Source organism: Ruminiclostridium herbifermentans, from assembly GCF_005473905.2.
Taxonomy (GTDB): Bacteria; Bacillota; Clostridia; order Acetivibrionales; family DSM-1351; genus Ruminiclostridium; species Ruminiclostridium herbifermentans.
The window spans coordinates 4157614-4174245 of sequence record NZ_CP061336.1; the positions used below are offsets into that span (position 1 = coordinate 4157614).

The 16632-nt window shown below is 36.2% G+C and carries 16 protein-coding genes and 2 pseudogenes; 4 read left to right on the forward strand and 14 right to left on the reverse strand.

What is annotated here, in order from left to right:
• Positions 1 to 20 precede the first annotated feature (20 nt).
• The 5 genes from EHE19_RS16995 to EHE19_RS17015 form a co-directional block, all read right to left on the reverse strand.
• Positions 21 to 956, reverse strand: coding sequence for a DNA adenine methylase (locus tag EHE19_RS16995; RefSeq protein WP_137699247.1), 936 nt, complete (start codon positions 954 to 956; stop codon positions 21 to 23).
• Positions 957 to 1260: 304 nt separating this feature from the next.
• Positions 1261 to 1860, reverse strand: a complete 600-nt coding sequence (locus EHE19_RS17000) for a DUF1281 family ferredoxin-like fold protein (RefSeq protein ID WP_137699248.1) — start codon at positions 1858 to 1860, stop codon at positions 1261 to 1263.
• Between the two features lies 1 nt (position 1861).
• A complete protein-coding gene (locus tag EHE19_RS17005; protein ID WP_137699249.1) occupies positions 1862 to 2389 on the reverse strand; it encodes a hypothetical protein in 528 nt (175 codons plus the stop codon).
• A gap of 318 nt (positions 2390 to 2707) precedes the next feature.
• Positions 2708 to 4849, reverse strand: coding sequence for a hypothetical protein (locus EHE19_RS17010; protein WP_137699250.1), 2142 nt, complete (start codon positions 4847 to 4849; stop codon positions 2708 to 2710).
• Positions 4850 to 5455: 606 nt separating this feature from the next.
• Entirely contained in the window at positions 5456 to 5728 is a 273-nt protein-coding gene (locus EHE19_RS17015; protein WP_137699251.1) for a hypothetical protein, read from the reverse strand.
• A 226-nt stretch (positions 5729 to 5954) separates the two neighbouring features.
• Between EHE19_RS17015 and EHE19_RS17020 the strand changes: the two are divergent.
• The 3 genes and pseudogenes from EHE19_RS17020 to EHE19_RS17035 form a co-directional block, all read left to right on the forward strand.
• Positions 5955 to 6128, forward strand: a pseudogene (locus tag EHE19_RS17020) (DDE-type integrase/transposase/recombinase); the annotation flags it as partial.
• Positions 6129 to 6367: 239 nt separating this feature from the next.
• Positions 6368 to 7504, forward strand: a pseudogene (locus tag EHE19_RS17025) (IS91 family transposase).
• Positions 7505 to 7529: 25 nt separating this feature from the next.
• Positions 7530 to 7769 carry a hypothetical protein gene (locus EHE19_RS17035; RefSeq protein ID WP_137699253.1) on the forward strand — a complete coding sequence of 80 codons (240 nt, stop codon included), beginning with the start codon at positions 7530 to 7532 and terminating at the stop codon, positions 7767 to 7769.
• A gap of 270 nt (positions 7770 to 8039) precedes the next feature.
• Here the strand turns inward: EHE19_RS17035 and tnpA are convergent, their stop codons facing one another.
• From tnpA to EHE19_RS17055, 4 genes are all read right to left on the reverse strand, one after another.
• Positions 8040 to 8495, reverse strand: coding sequence for an IS200/IS605 family transposase (gene tnpA / locus EHE19_RS17040; RefSeq protein ID WP_137699254.1), 456 nt, complete (start codon positions 8493 to 8495; stop codon positions 8040 to 8042).
• A 303-nt stretch (positions 8496 to 8798) separates the two neighbouring features.
• Positions 8799 to 9671 (reverse strand): hypothetical protein, encoded by an 873-nt coding sequence (locus EHE19_RS17045; protein ID WP_137699255.1) that lies wholly within the window; start codon positions 9669 to 9671, stop codon positions 8799 to 8801.
• Between the two features lie 16 nt (positions 9672 to 9687).
• Positions 9688 to 10311, reverse strand: coding sequence for a matrixin family metalloprotease (locus EHE19_RS17050; RefSeq protein ID WP_171003673.1), 624 nt, complete (start codon positions 10309 to 10311; stop codon positions 9688 to 9690).
• 68 nt (positions 10312 to 10379) lie between these two features.
• Positions 10380 to 10538 (reverse strand): hypothetical protein, encoded by a 159-nt coding sequence (locus EHE19_RS17055; RefSeq protein WP_190530388.1) that lies wholly within the window; start codon positions 10536 to 10538, stop codon positions 10380 to 10382.
• A 225-nt stretch (positions 10539 to 10763) separates the two neighbouring features.
• On the opposite strand from EHE19_RS17055, the gene EHE19_RS17060 reads away from it, so the two are divergent.
• On the forward strand, positions 10764 to 11321 hold the full coding sequence (locus EHE19_RS17060; protein ID WP_137699257.1) for a VanZ family protein: 558 nt from the start codon (positions 10764 to 10766) through the stop codon (positions 11319 to 11321).
• A 347-nt stretch (positions 11322 to 11668) separates the two neighbouring features.
• On the opposite strand, the gene EHE19_RS17065 is transcribed toward EHE19_RS17060, so the two are convergent.
• The 5 genes from EHE19_RS17065 to EHE19_RS17085 form a co-directional block, all read right to left on the reverse strand.
• Complete coding sequence (locus EHE19_RS17065; protein WP_190530390.1) at positions 11669 to 13081, reverse strand: recombinase family protein; 1413 nt, start codon at positions 13079 to 13081, stop codon at positions 11669 to 11671.
• Positions 13017 to 14231: a recombinase family protein gene (locus EHE19_RS17070; RefSeq protein ID WP_190530392.1), complete on the reverse strand. Its 1215-nt coding sequence runs from the start codon at positions 14229 to 14231 to the stop codon at positions 13017 to 13019. The genes EHE19_RS17065 and EHE19_RS17070 overlap by 65 nt, the downstream gene beginning before the upstream one ends.
• A gap of 171 nt (positions 14232 to 14402) precedes the next feature.
• On the reverse strand, positions 14403 to 14726 hold the full coding sequence (locus EHE19_RS17075; RefSeq protein ID WP_137699159.1) for a hypothetical protein: 324 nt from the start codon (positions 14724 to 14726) through the stop codon (positions 14403 to 14405).
• A gap of 294 nt (positions 14727 to 15020) precedes the next feature.
• Positions 15021 to 15548 carry a gamma-glutamylcyclotransferase family protein gene (locus EHE19_RS17080; protein WP_137699160.1) on the reverse strand — a complete coding sequence of 176 codons (528 nt, stop codon included), beginning with the start codon at positions 15546 to 15548 and terminating at the stop codon, positions 15021 to 15023.
• Positions 15549 to 15622: 74 nt separating this feature from the next.
• Complete coding sequence (locus tag EHE19_RS17085) at positions 15623 to 16528, reverse strand: amidoligase family protein (protein ID WP_137699161.1); 906 nt, start codon at positions 16526 to 16528, stop codon at positions 15623 to 15625.
• Positions 16529 to 16632: the final 104 nt, after the last annotated feature.

A 16632-nucleotide genomic window follows, 5' to 3' on the forward strand; every position in this document is an offset into this window, starting at 1 on the left:
TTTTTCCTTGACAGTTTATACTATTCCGTGTTGTAAAAGCCGTCTGCCAAATCAAACAGCCCTATTTGCATTGGGGCATTCCGCAGCCGCTCCGCGGTGTCGTAGTTGGAAATGAGCACCTCCGGGTATTCACAGCCTCCCTCATATCGCTGGGCGAGGTTATTAATGCGGGTAACGGCTTCGATGTAGTAGCCCTTATACAGCTCTCGGATATATTCGCAGTCGTTATATGATACCAGCCATTTGCCCTTACATTGTTTCAGCGTATCCCGCAGTCGCACATGATCCTCCTTTTTAAATTCCACCTCGTAATGTCCCTCGGTCTGGTAGTACGGCGGGTCGCAATAAAAAAAGGCGTTGTCCCTGTCGTATTGAAGGATCAACGCCTCAAAGTCTTTATTCTCGATGACCGTATCCTTAAGCCTGCGGCTTCCCGACCATATTAGGTGAAAGGTTTTCCGGATATCAAAGGGCTGGCAGCTATATGAGGTGCAGCCGCTGCCGTAGCTGTAGCGGATCAGCTTGAAGAAGGCGGCGGCGCGTTTTACGTCCGACATGGTCGCGTTTTCAATGAGAATCGCTTTGATTTCCTCAAACTGCGGCGGGGACAGGCAGTTCTCCGCCAGTTCCAGTTCCTCGTTTAAGTATTCATTGGTGAATTCCTCCTTTTCAAGATATTTTTTGAGGACGTTGAATTCGTCCCTGCCGTTTATGGGCAGGAAGTTCAACTCCTTAAGCAGGGCAAGAGGACGCTCCTTGACGCAGCGGAACAGGTTGGCAAGGTCGGCGTTGTAGTCATTATAGACCTCCATGCTTGCATCCGGTTTCCTGCCGAAGAGTACCCAACCGCCGCCACCAAAGACCTCAATGTATCTTCCATAATCTTTGGGCATCCGCTGATAAATAAGTTCGCGCAGGGCCTTTTTGCCGCCGACCCAGCTGATAATGCTGTTCAATCAGTCATCACCTCCTTGGCCTGCTGATCCTGTCCATATCGGTCCGCATACAGCTCCCGTCTGTACTCCAGCAGATAAAGCCGACACCAGGATAGGGACAGCCTTTGCAGCGCTCGGTGTCTTTTGGCAAGGGTACGGTGTGAATTTTTCTTGGTGGCGCAGGATCGCTGCCGGTTTTTTTCTCCTGTGTTTTCGTGTCTGTGTTCATAGTTCAGCTCCTTTCCGGCAACAAAAAAAGACGCTGCCTCGTAAGGTAGCGCCTCATGCTCGTTTGCCTTTCATAAAAAAATAGTGGCATGCATTTCTACACACCGCCAATCTTAGGAATTTCATCCGGCTCATCTTCCGTATATTCATATTCGCCGGTGCTTTCATTGTAGATATATCCTGCTTCGGCAAGATCTATATCAAGTATGCTTGCCGCCATTTCGAGGGCTTCGGCAGAACCACCCGCCGGTATATAACAGCTTAAGGTTTTGCCGTTTTTATACTCTGCCTTGCCGGTGTTATGCCCAAAGTCCTCGTCCGCCCATTTGTAGTCAAAACGGATATCGGGAAACATAGAGGACAGCTTTTTCATTAGATCGCTAACGCTGCTCCATGCGGTTAAAAATTTTACCGTGCTGCCATCAAAATTTTCTGCGGTATGTTCGTCATAGCCATAGCTGTTCCATTTCGTTCCCCAGTTTTTTATGCTCCAGTCATACCAGCAGTTTTCAGCGCCGTACTTTTCTATTTCCTCTCTGCCCAGATCCCCCCTGTAGATGTGTTCCGGCATCGGTGTAATTTTATTGAAGTCAATGCTTCCCGTTCCAATCTCATCATTTTTAATGGCTTCAAACATTGCCCTGACTTTTTCCTTATCACCATATGCGGTAAGTATGTTTGTGATATGATTGGGCATGTTACATTCCTCCCATCGTCTGTTCGTTGAAGTTTTGTTCAGCTCCCTGCTTCAGCTCCTGTTCCGGCTTGATAAAAAAGTCCTCACTGTTCCAGAAACTGACGAAGATTTCACCGTCACATGTTTTAATGGGACGCTGCTCAAACCCCTCGCCCCAGCCATCAGACATTTGACCAACGGCAAAGTCAAGCAGCTTGGCTGTTTCCGCTTCGGTCAGCTCGCCATAAGCCTCTGCTACCATTACGCCCCACAGCTTACCGTTCCATTCTTCAACTGTCGGGTGGAGGCTGTAGATTTTTTCAGACAGCGCCTGGTCGTCGTAGAAATATACCATCAGGCCACGGTCACCTTCGCTGGGCAGCTTTTCTTTTTTGATAGCGGCAAGTATTTCATCCATGTAATACACCGCCTCCGATGGAGACAATACTTCAGGCAGATCATCCGCACCGCATCCGCCGTATTCATGAGAAGAGTACGCTATAATCGACAGGGGACTGAAAAACTTAAGGGTTTGCTTGATGTTTGACATTTGATTTCCTCCAATCGTTTGTGATTTTTCGCCCTAAAAAGGGCATAAAAAAAGCGGCAGCATCTTATTTCTAAAATGCCACCGCTAATTTGCTAATAGGAGATTCCTTATTTGGTTTAAGCTGTATATATATAATGAAGCTACGCTATCAGACAACCTATGAATACCCGATCAGATTTATTTCATTCGCTTTTTGACACCCGCCACTATAATAATTTGCTATATTCCTTGCCCCTTAAGATTTATTATGAAAATTTCTAAAACTAGTTTTACCTTACCTTATGTTACCTCTTGAGTATCGTTTTCACGAATATTCCTTTAGTTATTAAACTGAAGTTTCTCTTTAACAAGCCCTATTATTTTAACCCAGCAGTCACGATCTATAGCTATAAAAGAAACACCGAATCTTAAGAGTATTGATTCCATTGAATTAAGTACATCAGCAGATATTCTGTTAGGAATACTGATGCCTAAAATATCAAATTGTTGTTGTCCATGTGATATTTGATATAAAGTATAATAAAGCTGTGCATATAGTCCCTTAATTTTATTCTCAGATCTTCCAAGACCATTTCTTGGGTAACTATTAGCTTTACTCTTTGCATGGATGCCGATTCTCACATTCCTTCCATTAATTTGATCTGTATATACAATGTCAGCGACTTCATGACCATGATGTATACCATCAAAATCTATATCTATAGGAATTCCAAATGCCCTTAGCAAGCAAACATTTCCTTCCTCTAACTGCCTTGTAGTGGGCAAACTCTGCAGACATCTTTCGCACTCCTGCCCGTTTGGGTGATAGTTGTTAATTGGGCATTTTTCTCGTAAACGGCCCAAAATTCTTATTAATCTATTTTGTGATAGCGGGTTGTAGGTATGTAAATGAGCTCTTGTACGCCAAAAACTTAATTCTTCCAATGAGACTCTTCTCGCTCTGTCATTAGTACGAGTGTTTAGAATACGAACCTCATGCCCAACAATAACAAACAGTTTTGGGTTTTCTACTGATGGATGCAAATTTGAGATATATTTATCAATTGACTCTAATAGCTCAACCTGAGGATAAAATAGAATTTGTGAAATGGGGTCAAATACAGGACAGTGATTACCACACTCACATATATGCGCTTCTGCATCCAATTCGAAGTTACAATCAGGGCACTTAAAAACAATTTCGTTATTTTCAACCGATACATCTATGTTTTTATTACAGTTACTACATTTAATATTTCTTGTCCCACAGTTTTCACACTCGTACATTATGGATGTTCCTAATTTTAACTTATCTCTATAAATAATTAAGTCCTTTAAAATATCATCAGGAACTCGAACTCTTTTTTGATTTGATCTTCCAGCAGAAATAACATAGTATATAATGGAATCGAAAACAGACCTTGCTTGTCCTACCAATGAAGTTGAGCCAATAATTACAGGTGAGTTTGAGTAATATACAATAAAATCTTTCAAATGATCTCTAGATGCAATTTCAAGTTGCCTATCTAGCTTTGACACAATTCCCAATGAAAGCTTCAGTAATTCATCCCTGTTCAAATGAGCCGGTGTCCAGACTCTTCCATATCTACGAGTAATTCCAATTCCTGCTCTCAACAAATCAGGATGACTAGAATAAAATCCTGCTCTTTGCTCTCGGTTTTCTTGTCCTCTCATTTCTTGGTATATTTGTCTGTTTGATAAGTCCTCATCGTAAATAGTTATTGTACAAGCATCAATAAGATTATCTCGGTGCCCTAATGCATTTGAAAAGGTAGCATTTTTTATTTGTCCACCTTCAGCAATATTAAACAACATATCCTCAGTTAAATCCGGAAGGCTAGCATCTATCTGAAACTTGCTGCTTAGATATTTAATAATTGGAGCAACTGCTGAGAAATCACTGCATGCAGCTATTGCATAACGCTTTTTTTCCTCTGAGAACCATAATAATGCATTCTCCAAACTATATACAAGTTTTGTTTCTCCATAATCAGAGCTTTCCGGATCCCATTCTGTTGTTTCTATTCTTTTTTCATAACCTATTACAAGTTCATAGACAGTGGGAGATAAGCTAATACGACTTAACTCCCTTCTCAGGTAAACACATCTTATAACACGATCATTCTCAAAAAATAGTGCTTCGCTTCGCCCTCTATCCGCTAATGTGTTGGATATTTGTTGTATGGAAGAATAATTTATATTTGATGTAACATTTATAATATATAGAGTAGGAGCAGATTTAAGCGGAAAAAGCTCTATCCCGGCCTCTGCATTACTTTTCAAAGATCCTCCTACATTATCAATATACTCAATAAGTTTCACTTTAGAAAAAGATTTTAGCCGATCTTCGATTGATGTCTCATCTTTAATACCAAAGTAAGTTCGAATATGAGCATGGTCACCATTAGTCAAAATTATCCGGACCAAAAAGCTTTTAGGTAAATTTTTCAGCAGACTCATCCTCTCCTTTAATTAAACCTTCTTAAGCAGGTATATATATCGGGATTTAGTTCGTGCAAATGAACTTCACATTACAATTACATTAGAATCTTCTACATTTTTTATAGTTCCATAATTAAAATAGTTATCAAGCTTCCCCTAATAGACATAATTATATCATAAATTCTGGAAAACTTGTTGAAAGACTTTTATTTGACTAATTTTTCAGAATGCCATTTGCGCTTTTCCTGGCGAGCTATACCCCCATATTTATCAAAGAAAATCCAGTCAGGCAATTAATGCTTTTCTGGTTGTTTATCTTATAAAAATAAAAACCCGCTTATTCTTAAAAATAACCGAGTTTTTATCATCGTTTTTACCTCTTAAAAACTGTCTTTCTAAATCCCCCCAAAGCCTTATCCCATGCGGGTTTCGGCGCGTTTTATCTGAACTATGCACTCAACGTGTGTTGAGGCAGCGAAATGATAGAAATACGCAAAATCTTATGGTAAAACGACCCCGGGGGTCGGAATGGAGCACCTACCAGACTCAAACTCTTGTAAAATAAAGGAAAAGAGGTCATTAAGTCTTTTAGCATCACTTAGAAATTGGAATTTATAAACTTACTTATTTTTTGTTTAAAAATTGATTGTCTATTATCTTTAGCTCTATTTCAATATCTTTTTGTAGAGCATTTATCGCCAAGCCAACTAAAATTAGAATTATCGAGCTGAAAAATGATGCAACCATTACGATTGAAGCTAGCGGCTCGTTCATAAATCCATAACTAATAAGTTCATGACCACCCCTTAAATATCCCCACACAGCAAGTATAAAAAATATAACTATAAAGACAATTATTATTATCTTGATTTTTCGTGTTTGCTCTAAAGTATACATATTGTCCTCCTGATTTTTTCACTAAGTTCTACAAATTCTGATTTGGGTTCTGTTGCAAAAACTTTTGACTCTTCTACAACACCTATGTTAAAATCATATCCTATTATTGGTAAGGAGTAAATGCTTTATGAAATCAAATCTATAAATATACCGCCATAGAAGTTGCTATTATTGAATAACAATATTGTGGTAATTTATCCTGTAAAGTAGAGCATCGAACTGTTAATATCTAAACAACATAATCGAACAGGATCACAGGCACATCAAGCGAGTCACCAACTCTATGCTTGGTTTTAAGAATTTCAGCTCCGCCTGTTCGATTATTGCTGGAGTTGAAACCCTTCACATGATACATAAAGGGCAAGCTGGCACATCAAATATAACAAAGTCAATTATTTGAGGTTAAATTGTAGGTCTAATTTTAACTGTAATTGACTTATGAAGTATATTGATTAACCAGCTTTTTGGTATTTCATAAAATAATTGTGAAATAAAAGTCATTTCGTATATTACAAAAAAAATATTCCTGTTTAAGTAAAATTTGCAACAGAACCTACATCCACAGCGAATTAGAACAAAGTGGCTTCGCCACATCTCCCTTCGGTCGAAATTAACTGCGTTTTTTGATATAATTTAGATATGTTAGAAAATAAAGAGATTAAAAACCTTAAAACAAAACCTAAATATACAATCAAGCAAATTTTTGCTGATCACTGGCAACCCTTTTTGATTGCTCATGCTCACTTAACCATCCGCCAAGCAGTCTATCATAACGTGAATAAAGTCTTAAAATGCCAGACACCAGCCTTGGGTTTTACTACTTTCTTCTGTGAGAATTGTTTAACACTAAAGAAAGTTTTCCATACTTGTAAATCCCGTTTTTGTAATTCCTGTGGAATTAAATACGCTAAAGCACGTTCTACTGCTATTGCCGCTAAATGTATTAACTGTAGGCATCGACATCTTGTTTTCACAATCCCAGAAGAATTAAGAGTCTTTTTTCGTAAAGATAGGACTCTTTTAAATCTTCTTTTTGCTGCCGCAAGTCAGACTATTTTATCTTACTTCCATGATTTAAATAAATCTCAAGACTTTAAACATGGCATTATATGCGTTCTTCATACCTTTGGCAGAGATATGAAATGGAATCCCCATATTCATGCCTTGTGCTCTGAAGGAGGTCTCGGTAATATTGAAATATTCAGACAGGTTCGCCACCTTGACTATACTGCTTTAAGAAAACGTTTTCAGACTATATTGCTCAGTTTGCTTGAAGATGCTCTTGGTAAAGATAATTTCAGACTCCTGAAAAACAAAATTTACTCAAAAACCCAAAGTGGCTTCTATGTACGCGCGAAACCAAATAAAAGTCCCAATATTAAAAAAGGTATTCAATATGTTGTCCGCTATACTGGTCGCCCTGTTATGGCTCAATCCAGAATTATAAATTATGATGGTGAAAATATAACTTTTTATTACCAACGCCATGAGGATAACTAAAGAGTTGAAGAAACTGTTTCTGCTTTCGATTTCATCAAAAAATTAATTATTCATATCCCAGATACTGAATTCAGAATGATTCGATATTACGGTATATATTCCAAAAAGCATAAGTCTCATGGTAAAATGATTATGATGTTCAATAAGCAACAGTTGAAGATTCAACAAATGATGAATCGTTGGCAGTTATCTATTATTTCGGATTTTAATCACAATCCTCTCAATTGTCCATGTTGCAACAACGAAATGAAACTTTTAGAACATCACTTTCCTTAAAACAAATATTTTAGGCGGTGTTTTTATGAATATCCTTGAAGGTTTTTCAAAAAAAGATGATTTAGTAGAATTCATTTGCACAAAGTGCAAATATACCTTATGGGTTCCTCGGTTTATTGTAGAACAATTAGAGGAAGATAATATTTTTAATGGTTTAAAAGAATCCGTTCCACCTCAACCCTTTTGTCAAAAATGTGATGGAACAATGACTCCAGTTTCCTATACTGGCATAAGGGGTATTAAATACCAATTTAATAAAGACTAATTCTTTCTCCTCTATCTCATTCGAGTGAAGGCTTATTTTAGTATACCATCAAACATTTTCTCAATTAAAATTCTACATTAACTTTTTAATTCAAAAAGTAGCAATTTCCTAATAAAAAAAAGTCATGACCACCCGTAAAACGGGTGGCTTGTGTTAGCCCTATAAGGGCTTGTTACCGGCCAGCGCCTAAAGACGCTGGCTTTCACTTCGTTCAAGCTACTAATGCCCTTGCCACCTTTGCCGCCCCTGAAGGGACAAACGTACTACTTGCTACCCCTTGAAGGGGTCTTCATATTCTTTTACGCTTAGTTTATCCACCATAATATCGTGCTTTTCCTGCTCTTTGATGTACTTTCTAATAGTTGCTTCATTAAGCCCTACTGTACTCACATAAAAGCCCTCTGCCCAAAAATGCCTATTTCCAAACTTATACTTTAAGTTTGCATGCTTATCGAATATCATCAATGCACTTTTTCCCTTAAGATATCCCATAAACGTCGAAACTGCTAGCTTTGGTGGTATACTCACTAACATGTGTATATGATCTGGCATTAGATGCCCTTCAAGTATTTCTACTCCCTTGTACTTGCATAATCGTATCAATATTTCTCGTATGCTTTGTTTGTATTGATTATATATTACTTTTCGTCTATACTTTGGAGTGAATACTATGTGATACTTACACATCCATTTGGTATGTGCTAAACTATTTTCTTTATTTGCCATTTAAATCACCTTTCCTCTCGTTAATATAGTAGCTTGAACAACTCTATTTTAACGGAAAGGTGATTTTTTTGTATAACTTCTGTCGCGCACCCGCATAGCGGGTGGTTGATTGTTTCGCATGGCTCATTTCTCTACCGAGAAACTCACCTTATGCTCAACAGTCTAAAGCCCATAAATGAAAAAGAAGCTACTACATTATGTAGTAGCTTCTTGATTCCCTCTTAACTTAATGCAATTGGAAATTATACCTAAGGATTTTAATTCAAATAGTAAATATATCTATAGTCAATAACTTAAAATTACTTACTTTTCGTATTTATTTATGAAATCACTCCAATTAGTATCATTTTTACGTATGACACTCTTGTTTTTTGTAGTTTGAGTCAAAGTATTACCTTCTTTCTTTAGAAAGACGATATATTCATTCCCAATCTCAATATCGGAAGGGAGTATTATTTCCCAATTCTCATTAAATTCTCCCTTGTAGGATTTAAGAATTTCAACTTTTACAGATTTAATATATTTGTTTTCATATGTTATCGTTGTAGGTATAATATGATAAACACAATCTGATTTAGTAAAAACATCAACATCCTCTTTTGTGGATAATGTATCTATATCTTTTGATTTTTCTCTTATAAACCTTAAACTTGGCGAAGTCTTCACTTTTTGTACAAAATCATTTGTGCTTTTATAATCCTCAAGTAGTTCATTTTTTTTACAAACCAATTTTTGTCCATCAACTTCAATTATAGCATCTTTATCTAGTGACGTATAAGACGTTTCTGGAAAGTACGTACTTTCACTTGATTCTAGAAAAAGTATGTATTTTTTACCTAAATTTAGTGTATTATTAGTTTCATAAACCTTTATTTTTGAAGAATTAGCAGAGCCTTTTAATTCTTCTTCCACTAAAAAGGTGTATTCCCTTGTCGTTTTGCTAAATTCATTATCTTCAACAATTGACCCAACAATAACATTATCTGCATATTTAATTAGGTCATTAGCACTATTAAACTGAACACTATTTTCTGTATTACTGATTACAATTGATTTATTATCTGACTTATTGGTAGTTACGGATTTAAAGTTAAAATTATACAATAGTAAACTTCCAACAAAAAGTATACATAGTACTAGAATAATAGTAAAAGATTTTCTTTTTGTAAAATTCATAGATTTAATCCCTCCATTAATAAATTTGTGTTAAATGGTTTTTATCTCTTGATGTTAATGTATTAACACTCGAAGAAGATCCGTACATTACATCTGAACTTGACGTTGAATGATTACACCAACCTAAACCATGTCCCATTTCATGTGTTACCGTCTTTTCGTATTTGGCTTCAGTAGGACTAGTACCGCCCGGTTGATATATAATATAACATCGTACATTATCAACCGTTAACCCTCTTTTACTATTCGACCCATAAGTCCACGTTCCTTCTTCATAAAGACTTAAAAGCGATGTTCCTGTGATTGTTGTAGTAACAGATGGTTCGTAATTATGCATAATATCATAAGTACCTCCACGTATTGTAAAGTTTGATTCATTATAATCCGTAGTACTATTTATTGATATCCCTGCATCTCTCCACTGTCCTCTTGCGTGATTAACATAGTGAAGAAAATCCGATGATTCAAAACCATTAGAGTCGAGAGACCAAGTAGTTGGTGGAGATGACCATCGTGCTATATCGGAGCCATTGGAATACCAGTATGATAAAGTACCCAAATTTGCAGCGTAAGCAGTTGTACCTATAATTATACTAATTGCCAAAATAAGTGAAGCTATAATACTTTTTTTACCTTTCATAAAAACCTCCATAAATCGTATGATTTGTTAAATTCCTCTAATATAGTATCATAATGAGAAATCGATTGTCAATCTAAAGCTGGGACACCACTTTCTACTTTATTATCTATTTCTAGATAATCATAGCAGCTTGTATCAATAGAAAAATTCGACACCTCACATTTGGAACGAATCATTCTGTTTTTCATAATATCTTGTTTTAATTCAAGATATTGAACGTTGTACATTTTTCGATTTTTCGATTTGATTTCTCTCCAATTAGCAAAGTATTATTGAAATATGCACCAAATTTTAAGTACTAAAAGTTGGTTCTGGTGCAAAAATTATTTCTGTGATAGCATATACAGTATAATTATGGAAAATAGGTTGCTAAATGTCACAGAATCTAGTAATAACCCCCTAGCTAAAGCCGCATGAGAACAGAGAGAGAGAGAGAGAGGAACATAGCTATAATGATTATAATGGATTATCAAATACAACTATCTACTTTATTAAAAATTATTTCTATGGTAATAGTTGGTTTTATTGTTTATTTTTTTATTAAGGTTTTACTTCAAAAAAGATTTAAAATTGAAATATTAAATACTATATTTGAATACTGTTTTATTTTAATTATAGTTATAATTTTAAAAATTACTGGTATTATTTTTGGAAACTTTGGTGTTACTTCAATATTTGCTGGTAATGTTAACTTTAGCTTTAATTTATTTGAAGAAGGATTGACAAGAGCAACAGTGCTAAACCTGATATTATTTATTCCTTTTGGGTTTTCAGCTGCATTAGCTATTAAAAAACTTAGAGAAAAATGGTTCTATGGACTATTATTAGGGATGATTTTTTCAATTATTATTGAATTCTTGCAATCATTTACTGGTAGGTATGTACAGATAGATGATGTCATTATGAACACTATTGGTTCATTTATTGGTTATGAAATGTCATGTTTTATATTACTTTTCATAGATAAAACTATAAAACATGGTAATACGAGATTAAAGAAAATATTATAGTATCTAAAAACACACTAGATACTTAGGGTTGATTGATGTAAATACACATAAAAAACATATATCCAGCCATAATGTCAATGAATCTTTAGTTCTTTTTAGTTTGAATCTGTTATCTGTTAGAAAATATCTTGACTTGACAGAACTGAATAATATTTTTGTAAAATCTCCTCTGGACAATACATCAATTGTTAGTAGGAGATTTTAATTATGACAGTGAGTACAAGAGCATGTAGTAAAGAATAAAATGAGTTGAATAGAATTGGAAGAATATCTCAAGCATTATAAAAAATTGCTTTTACCTATAGTAGTACATTATATTGACACTTTTTTAGTGGTCTCATTATACTTTAATCAATTTCACATTCAATCTCAGTACCGTCAAGCAAAGTAACAATTATCTTTTCTTCCTCAAACACTGTCAACTTTTCGATTATGCTAAAATACAATTCTATATCAAATTTTTCTAATGACTCTGCGTCTTTTATAATATTTATAAACTGCTTTGCTCTATACTTTTGAAGTGGGTTATCACTTTGTAAGTGCTCCTTCCACTTTTTCATAAAGTAATCCTTATTCTCCACAATTGCATTAAAAGCATTAACAAATGCCTGATATAAAACCTCTTCATTAATATGCCTATTCCCACACCCTATTTTTCCTTTAACCTTGTATTTGTTGTTACACTGCCAGATAGTTCTTTTTAATCTTTCATCTGTTGAGTTCCACACCTTTCTTCCAAAAGTACTGCCACAGCAGTCACAGATAACTCTGCCTGCAAACGGGTTATCATTAGTAACATAGTCCAGCTTTTTAATGTTATATTTTTCTGCAAAGGCTTTTCTTCTCTCCATTTCAAGCTGTACTGCTTCCCATGTATCCTTGTCAATAATTGCAGGATGGCTTTCCTCCACATAATATTGCGGAACTGCTCCGTCATTCTCAACTCTTTTCTTTGTGAGGAAATCAGTGGTATATGTCTTTTGAAGCAAAGCATCTCCCTTATATTTCTCGTTGCTTAACATTTTCCTGATACTGCCCTCATACCATTTTACTTTTCCATTCCAGTTTTGAACATCTTCATTTTCAAGCTCGTGTGCGATTCTGTTAGTGCCTTTACCATTAAGATAATCTGCATATATTCTTCTTACCACTTTTGCCTGATTTTCATTTATAATGAGATTGCCATTTTCGTCTTTGTCATACCCCATAAATTTTGTATGATTGACTATAACTTTACCCTGTTCAAACCGCCTTCTGATGCCCCATGTGCTCGATTGACTCAAGGAATTTGATTCTTCCTGCGCCAATGAAGACAAAACAGTCAATAAAATTTCACCCTTAGAATCCAAAGTCCGTAAATTCTCTTTTTCAAATATTACCTCTATGCCAAGTTCCTTCAGCATTCTAACATAGTTTAAACAATCTAAAGTGTTCCTCGCAAACCTTGATATAGACTTGGTTATTATTACATCAATTTTACCTGCCTTGCAGTCCTCTATCATTTTATTAAACTGCTCACGCTTTTTTGTGCTAGTTCCTGTGATGCCTTCGTCGGCAAATATCCCCGCGAATTTATAGTCAGGATGATTACATATATATGTAGTATAATATTGTACCTGTGCCTCATAGCTTGATAGCTGTTCTAATTGGTCTGTTGATACACGGCAGTAAGCCGCCATTCTCTTTTTTTGCGGTTCAGCATTCTGTGCCGTATTTGTTCTGTTTGCCCTTGCTGGAATAACTGTAATGCTTCTTGCCATTTTGGATTTCCTCCTTCACAATCGTTGGTTCCGTTATATTAAGACTGCCTATAATCTCATCATCAATTACTGTTCCTTCACAGGCATCTTTACCATTTTTAACATAGTTACTGCATTGCCATACTATCTTTTTACAGGAGTGTTTACTGTTCCATGTTCTACGTCTCAATGGTGAACCGCACTTACTGCAGAAAAGAATTCCTGACAGTGGATAGCGGTTAAGGCATTTTATTGAGCCTATTGAGTTTCCTTTTGCTTCAGCACGTTTTTGCATTTCAAGCTGCACTCTCTCCCATGCTTCCTTTGTAACTATTGGTGAATGGTTATCTTCTATGTAATAGCTATCAACCTGACCTCTGTTTATTTTCCTTAGCTTAGTTAAGTAGCTTGGAGTATAGGTTTTTTGAAGCATTACATCCCCTTTATACTTTTCATTTCTTAGAATAGTCCTAACAGTTGCTTCATTCCATTTTGAGCCTGTAACTGTTGGAATACCCTCTGAATTAAGCATTTTTACTATTTTAAATATCCCATTACCTTCTAAGTACTCTCCATATATTCTTTTTACAATCTCAGCCTCTTTAGGGTTTATTATTAAATCTCCATATTCGTCCTTATCGTATCCAAGAAACCTATTAGCGTTTATAACCAGTTCACCTTTTTCGAACTTTTTGTGATACCTCCACTTTATATTTTCACTTACACTTCTGCTTTCTTCCTCCGCAAATGAAGAGAGGACGGTAAGCATCAGCTCACAGTCCCCAGATAATGTCGATATATTTTCTTTTTCAAATTTTACCTCAACACCTATTTCTTTTAATTCCCTTACATATTTTAGTACTACCACTGTATTTCTTGCAAACCTTGATATGGATTTTGTTATGATTAAGTCTATTTTTCCTTCTCTACAAAGCTTTAGCATTCGTTGAAACTCAGGTCTATCATCTTTTGTTCCAGTTATTCCTTTGTCTGCAAATATTCCTACAAATTCGTACTCAGTATTTGATGAGATTAAGTTATTATAGTAGGTTACTTGGTTTTCCAAGGATTCACCCTGCTTGTAGCCATCGGTGGATACCCTCGCATAAGCACAGACCCTCTTTTTCTGTTGTTCAGCTTTTGCAGCAGGCTCTATTTTTATTACACGCACTTAATTTGCTCCCTTCTATCAATTTAGTACTATACATCACTCTTCTAGGGAATAAAGTCAAGTTAATAGAATTAGCTTCAAGAAACATCCAACATAAAAAGAGGCTGGACACATTCGCCCAAACCTCTTATGTTATATATTTTACTTATTATTCTTTTACTGTCCTGTTACTCATAGCTTAAATGCCCCTTTGCTTATTTCAAGGATACACCCAAGCTTTATCCCATCCTTTAAGCCTTGCGTGTAAAGAATTTCATTTACCAAAGCTCCCATAAGACCATTGATACCGATATATTTGTCTAGTAACCTGCCAAGCTCCTTCTGCTTCTCTTTTGGAACAACAGATAGAATTTCTTCACTGCATGATTCTATATCCAAGCCCAACTGGATATATTTATTATTACTTAAGTACAACTCAGCCAAATCCTCGGATGCCCTTGTGCCAATAAAATTGTTGAAGGCATCCTTAAAGCTTTTTTCGGATTGTTCGCACATAATGTATACTCCTCTCAAAATTTATTTGAAAGAAACTTAAAAAGGTGCACTGCAGGATTGATATAACCCCACACTGCACCTGTTGTATTATTGTAAATGTAAGTACAAAAAGATATAATATACACAGAGTCGCTGTGGCAGCATATGCTGTCGGTGTAGGTACCTAGATTACCTGCATTGTCTTTAGGGTGCTCGAACACCCTGAAGACATGGCGTCCTTATTAAATTTCCTTAGATGTTATACATATTAACTCTGAAAATCCTGTCTTACAAGTTATAAAGAATTCTTTATAACTATTTACATTTTTTATTTATATCTGATAAAAGATAAGGCATTGCATAATATTTATTATTTTTAAACCTCAAAGTGTCAGTTTCATTTCTGTTTTCAGCAATCGCCTCTCTCAATTTTATTAACGGTAACTTGTTGTCCAGATACCCCTGCCATATTGTATTTATGTAATGGCTTGATGGCTCTGCCGATAGCTGTTCATATTGTTTTGACATTACATATACCATTGCTTTAATAGTACCATCCTTTGTTGTAACTTCGACTTCTTCTTTAACATAAAGCTTCGGATAGGCTTCAAATAAATCAAGTGCTTTCTCGCATTCCGAAGTTATCTCCCACAAAACTATGGGGACAGTGCTTCCCTGTCTTTTTTCAATATTTGCAACACCATTGTTTATACCTCTGAAGGTCAATCTGTAGCTTCTTAATTTTCCTATTCCTATAACCTTGGCATTAGGACATCTATGGCTCATTTGATTAAGGTTCATGTTTGAACCATAAGCCCCATATATTTTAGTTTCATTTTTCATAGTATAAGTGCTCCTCTTCGTTTTTGATTGGGGCTGTGAGAGCCTTGTCCGCCCCCACAAGCCAATGCTTACCTTCATGCGGCATTACGCCAAGCCGAGTTCCCGCTAAGACTTGCAAGGAAGTGATGCCTGCAGGTTTCAAACTCCTCACCGATAAGTCCAAGCCTAAGCATCCAGCAGCGGAAGGTGTACTTTTCGTTATCGGTATAGGTTCTTCTTGCACTTGCAGACTTTTGGCTGATTGCCTGATGGCTTACCGCAAGGCAGAACTGTATGTATGCCTTAATCTTTCCTGCATGGGTTGTCCCGTTAAAAAGTCTGAATTCAACCGTTCCCTTATCAAAAACGCTGTGAAGGTTAAGCCCATGGTATCTGCTATTGTGATAATGTCTGCTTCTGTTTTCCTGACCAAAACCTGAGTACCAAATGTCTGCCAAAGCTTCCAAGGTCTTAGGCTTTTTCTTGTTTATCGTTGTTATTAGGTTTTCGTTTACCTTTTTGCAGTACCTTAATCTTGCAGGGTCTATCTCTAAGCTTTTATATAGTAAATCCTCCTTGCTTGCCATGAGGTTGATTAGGTTTTTCAAGCTTAGCGGCGTGTGTTTTTTTGCATCTACGTGAATGTGTATTCCGCATTGGTATTTGCTGTCGCTAAGTGCTCCTGCGTGTCTTAGCTGTCTTACCAGCTCTTGAAGTGTTTCAATGTCCTCGTAGGTTAAAATCGGGCTTACTAGCTCCACGCTGTAATCCCGATCCGCTGTAACAATCCGACCGTATTCTTTTTTGTGAGGCAGAATGCTCGCATCGCTTACAAATTTCCAACTCCTGCCGTCTTGTGTTATAACTCTGTACTCATCGTAAGTGCCACCTTTGTGTTCAAGCCTTGCTCCCACTCCGAAAAATTCTACTGCAATCTGAGCCGCCTTTGCCCTTGTTATCCCTGTTATTTCAATTTCAATTCCGAATCTCTGTGTTTTCATCGTAGTTTGCTCCTTTTAAAGTAAATATTTTCCTTTTGTTAGTGTATATATTAGCTCTGAAAGAGCCTTATATCCAGTTAATTAAGAGCATATTATCAACAAAT